The sequence below is a fragment of the Streptomyces sp. NPDC060209 genome, from assembly GCF_042728155.1.
Classification (GTDB): Bacteria; Actinomycetota; Actinomycetes; order Streptomycetales; family Streptomycetaceae; genus Streptomyces.
The window spans coordinates 1-4,496 of record NZ_JBHWZS010000470.1; the positions used below are offsets into that span (position 1 = coordinate 1).

Below are 4,496 nucleotides of genomic sequence, written 5' to 3' on the forward strand. Positions count from 1 at the left end.
CCTGCGGCCGTACGCCCATGTCTCGGCGCCGCCGGACGGCGTGTGTGCCCTTCGGGCACATCGGGCCGGACGGCGGTATGCGGTCTCCGGCTCAGATGGCCTGGTGCGCCAGCAGTGCGAGAGCGGCCACCAGGATCACCATCAGCGCCACGAGCATCGCCGGATTGAGCCCCGCGAACGGTCCCTGCTCCTGCATCCGCTCCCGGCTCGCCCGGCAGACACGGCAACGGCCCTCGTTCACGGGTGCCGCGCAGTTCGCGCACACCAGTCGGTCATAGGTCATGCGCAGTCCTCCTCCCGCGCGGCGGGAGCCGCTTTCACGTTCTCTCCGCACAACGCTCCGGGAAACGCAACCGTTCCCCCTACCACTGTGCCAGCTCGGGCCGATTTCGGCGCGGCCCACCGGGCAAGGTCCGGCACGCCCCGTTTCGTTCCATGCCGCTTTCCGTCACAAAACACTCATTGCCGGACGCCGACTGCACGCGCTCACCCGCGTCGCGTATGGTCACGCTCACCTACCCCCGGCCGACCGTGGTGCATCCGTGATCCGATTCGACAACGTCTCCAAGACCTACCCGAAGCAGAGCCGTCCAGCTCTCCGGGACGTCTCACTCGACATCGAGAAGGGTGAGTTCGTCTTCCTGGTGGGCTCATCCGGCTCCGGCAAGTCCACCTTCATGCGGCTCATCCTCCGGGAGGAGCGCGCCAGTCAGGGCATGGTCCACGTGCTCGGCAAGGACCTCGCGCGGCTGTCCAACTGGAAGGTGCCGCAGATGCGCCGCCAGCTGGGCACGGTCTTCCAGGACTTCCGGCTCCTCCCCAACAAGACCGTCGCCGAGAACGTGGCCTTCGCGCAGGAGGTCATCGGCAAGCCCCGCGGCGAGATCCGCAAGGCCGTGCCGCAGGTTCTCGACCTCGTGGGTCTCGGGGGCAAGGAGGACCGTATGCCCGGTCAGCTCTCCGGTGGTGAGCAGCAACGTGTCGCGATCGCGCGGGCGTTCGTCAACCGCCCCATGCTGCTGATCGCGGACGAGCCGACCGGCAACCTCGACCCGCAGACCTCCGTGGGCATCATGAAGCTGCTGGACCGGATCAACCGGACCGGCACCACCGTGATCATGGCGACCCACGACCAGAACATCGTCGACCAGATGCGCAAGCGCGTCATCGAGCTCGAGCAGGGCCGTCTCGTACGTGACCAGGCGCGTGGCGTCTACGGCTACCAGCACTGAGCCTCTGCACGAGCATCGAGTACTGAAAGGACGCCATGCGCGCCCAGTTCGTCCTGTCGGAGATCGGCGTCGGTCTTCGTCGTAACCTCACGATGACCTTCGCGGTCGTGGTCTCCGTCGCCCTCTCGCTCGCCCTGTTCGGCGGTGCGCTGTTGATGCGCGAGCAGGTCAGCTCGATGAAGACCTACTGGTACGACAAGGTCAACGTCTCGATCTTCCTCTGCAACAAGAACGACGCCAAGGACGTGCCCAAGTGCGCCAAGGGCGCGGTCACGGCGGAGCAGAAGAAGGAGATCAAGGCGGACCTCGAGAAGATGGAGGCCGTGGAGAAGCCGGTCCTCTTCGAGACGGTCGACCAGGCGTACAAGCACTACCAGGAGCAGTTCGGCGACTCGCCGATGGCCGGCAACATCACGCCGGACCAGATGCAGGAGTCGTTCCGGGTCAAGCTGAAGGACCCGCAGAAGTACAAGGTGGTCGCGACGGCCTTCGCGGGCCGTGACGGGGTGCAGTCCGTCCAGGACCAGCGGAGCATCCTGGACAACCTCTTCGGGCTGATGAACGGCATGAATGTGGCCGCGATCTTCCTGATGGGGCTGATGCTGGTCATTGCGCTGATGCTCATCGTCAACACCGTCCGAGTCTCGGCGTTCAGCCGGAGACGGGAGACGGGCATCATGCGGCTGGTGGGGGCCTCGGGCTTCTACATCCAGATGCCGTTCATCATGGAGGCCGCGTTCGCCGGTCTGATCGGTGGGCTGCTCGCCTGCGTGATCCTGATAGCCGCGAGGTATTTCCTGATCGACGGCGGTCTCGCGCTCCAGGAGAAGCTGAATCTGATCGACTTCATCGGCTGGGAAGCGGTGCTCACCAAGCTCCCCCTGGTCCTCGCGATCGGGTTGCTGATGCCCGCGGTTGCCGCTCTCTTCGCGTTGCGCAAGTACCTCAAGGTGTGACGAGCGCCCCGTCCCGCATGCGGCCAACGAGCCGTTTGCGGACGGGGCGTTGTCCTACACTCAGCCACATGCCGGGCCATACGTACCATTTGAAACCCCGCGGGATCTACCGCGGGGCGGCCCTGACGTTGGTGTTCGCGAGCGTGCTGGCCACCGCCGCGGCCACCGGGTCCCTGCCCCGTGAGGACGACGCGGGCACGGAGATAAGGACACGATCGGTGTCCTCCACCGTCGGCTCCGTGGACCGCGAGGAGATCGCGGACGCGGTCGCCGACGCCGAGGCCGACGGGAAGTCCGGCACGGACGCCGCCGAAGAGGTCGTCAGCCGCAGCGGGGACCGCTGGGGCGCGGTGTACGACGAGCGGGAGTACGAGGAGTTCGAGCAGGCCCTCGACGGCTCGTACACCGGGGTGGGGATCTCCGCCCGCCGTTCGGCCCGCGGCGAGGTCGCCGTGACCGGGGTCCAGCCCGGCGGACCGGCCGACCGGGCCGGCGTACGCAAGGGCGACCTGCTCCGCACCGTGGACGGCCGTCCGGTCGAGAAGCGTCCCGTCGCCGACGTGGTCGCACTGCTGCGAGGGGACCGGACGAAGGCGGCCGAGGGGTCCTCCGTGGTCCTCGGGCTGAGCCGTGGCGGGCACTCCTGGACCACCACCCTGCGCAGGGCCCGGCTCAGCACGGATCCGGTGAGCGTCCGGCGGCTCGGCCAGGGCCCTTCCTCCGCCGTGCTGATCAAGGTCGCCGCGTTCACCAAGGGCGCGGGCACCGCGGTCCGCGACGCCGTGGACGGGGCGCCCGGGGACGCCGGGATCCTCCTGGACCTCCGGGCCAACGCGGGTGGACTGGTCAGCGAGGCCGTCACCGCTTCCTCCGCCTTCCTGGACGGTGGGCTCGTCGCCACCTATGACGTGCACGGCGAGCAGCGTGCCCTGTACGCCGAGCCCGGCGGGGACACCGACCGGCCCGTGGTCGTCCTGGTGGACGGCGGCACGATGAGCGCCGCCGAACTGCTGACGGGCGCGCTGCAGGACCGGGGGCGGGCGGTCACCGTCGGATCGCGCACCTTCGGCAAGGGATCCGTGCAGATGCCCAGCAAGCTCCCGGGCGGCTCGGTGGCCGAGCTGACCGTGGGGCACTACCGCACTCCGGCGGGCCGCAGCGTCGAGGGGAGCGGCATCACACCCGACGTCGGGGCGGGCCCGGAGGCCCAGCAGCAGGGCGAAACAGTATTGAGTGGCCTCGGGGGTGGGTCTTAGTGCGAAAATGACCGCACTATGGCCAAGGAAAAAGACACCGGGCGCAAGATGATCGCCCAGAACAAGAAGGCGCGGCACGACTACCACGTCCTCGACACCTATGAGTGCGGTCTCGTGCTGATGGGTACGGAGGTCAAGTCGCTGCGGATGGGCAGGGCGTCGCTGGTCGACGGCTTCGTCCAGATCGACAACGGAGAGGCGTGGCTGCACAACATCCACGTCCCGGAGTACGTGCAGGGCACCTGGACCAACCACTCGGCCAAGCGCAAGCGCAAGCTGCTCCTGCACCGGGCCGAGATCGACAAGCTCCAGTCCAAGTCGCAGGAGACGGGCCACACGATCGTGCCGCTCGCGCTGTACTTCAAGGACAGCCGAGTCAAGGTCGAGATCGCGCTCGCGAAGGGCAAGAAGGAGTTCGACAAGCGCCAGACACTGCGCGAGAAGCAGGACACGCGGGAGACGAACCGCGCGATCTCGGCGGCCCGCCGACGCCAGCGCAGCGCGTAGCCGGGAGCCGGTACGGCGAGTGGCCGCCACCCGGCCCGGGGCCCGCGCCCCGGAGCCGCCGGAATACGGTGGCATCCGCGTGCGTTGGTCACGTACGATGGGCCGTGCACCTCACAGAAGGTGCGCGCATTGAAAAATCAACATGGGGATGATCGGTTTCGACAGCGGATGTCGAAGCAGGGGAAGCGAGTCGAGGAAGCGGCAATGATCTCGTTAACCATATGTCGCAACCAATAATCGCCAATTCCAAGCGCGATTCCTCCGCCTTCGCCCTCGCTGCCTAATTAGCAGCTAAGCGAAGACTCTGCGGAGTGTCAGCCCGGGGGTGGTCCCGACCCGGATCCTGGCATCAATTAGGGATCTAAACTTCTAAGCCCGGTCACGGGGCCTAGAAGGAAATCAAACAGTGACTGGGCCTGTCGGAGGCTTGTTCGCGTGACCTCCGGGGCCGAGAAAAGCGCAGCGAACTGCACTCGGAGAAGCCCTGGTTCCGCACCGTTGGACGCGGGTTCGATTCCCGCCATCTCCACCACCCCATGTAAACC

General features: G+C 67.1%; 5 protein-coding genes and 1 other RNA gene. 5 read left to right on the plus strand and 1 reads right to left on the minus strand.

Features of this window, described 5'->3' with window-relative positions; genetic code table 11:
* Positions 1 to 91: 91 nt before the first annotated feature.
* Positions 92 to 283, minus strand: a complete 192-nt coding sequence (locus tag ACFWFI_RS41200; protein ID WP_014155959.1) for a hypothetical protein — start codon at positions 281 to 283, stop codon at positions 92 to 94.
* Between the two features lie 259 nt (positions 284 to 542).
* Here ACFWFI_RS41200 and ftsE point away from each other — a divergent pair, with 259 nt between their 5' ends.
* The 5 genes from ftsE to ssrA all read left to right on the plus strand — a co-directional run bounded on the left by ftsE (position 543) and on the right by ssrA (position 4,483).
* Complete coding sequence (ftsE, locus tag ACFWFI_RS41205; protein ID WP_031100680.1) at positions 543 to 1,232, plus strand: cell division ATP-binding protein FtsE; 690 nt, start codon at positions 543 to 545, stop codon at positions 1,230 to 1,232.
* Positions 1,233 to 1,267: 35 nt separating this feature from the next.
* Positions 1,268 to 2,188 (plus strand): permease-like cell division protein FtsX, encoded by a 921-nt coding sequence (gene ftsX, locus ACFWFI_RS41210; protein WP_103760449.1) that lies wholly within the window; start codon positions 1,268 to 1,270, stop codon positions 2,186 to 2,188.
* Positions 2,189 to 2,256: 68 nt separating this feature from the next.
* Positions 2,257 to 3,444: a S41 family peptidase gene (locus ACFWFI_RS41215; protein WP_387400860.1), complete on the plus strand. Its 1,188-nt coding sequence runs from the start codon at positions 2,257 to 2,259 to the stop codon at positions 3,442 to 3,444.
* Between the two features lie 18 nt (positions 3,445 to 3,462).
* Positions 3,463 to 3,951 (plus strand): SsrA-binding protein SmpB, encoded by a 489-nt coding sequence (gene smpB / locus ACFWFI_RS41220; RefSeq protein ID WP_387400862.1) that lies wholly within the window; start codon positions 3,463 to 3,465, stop codon positions 3,949 to 3,951.
* A 144-nt stretch (positions 3,952 to 4,095) separates the two neighbouring features.
* Positions 4,096 to 4,483, plus strand: a transfer-messenger RNA (tmRNA) gene (gene ssrA, locus ACFWFI_RS41225).
* The last annotated feature ends 13 nt before the right edge of the window (positions 4,484 to 4,496 follow it).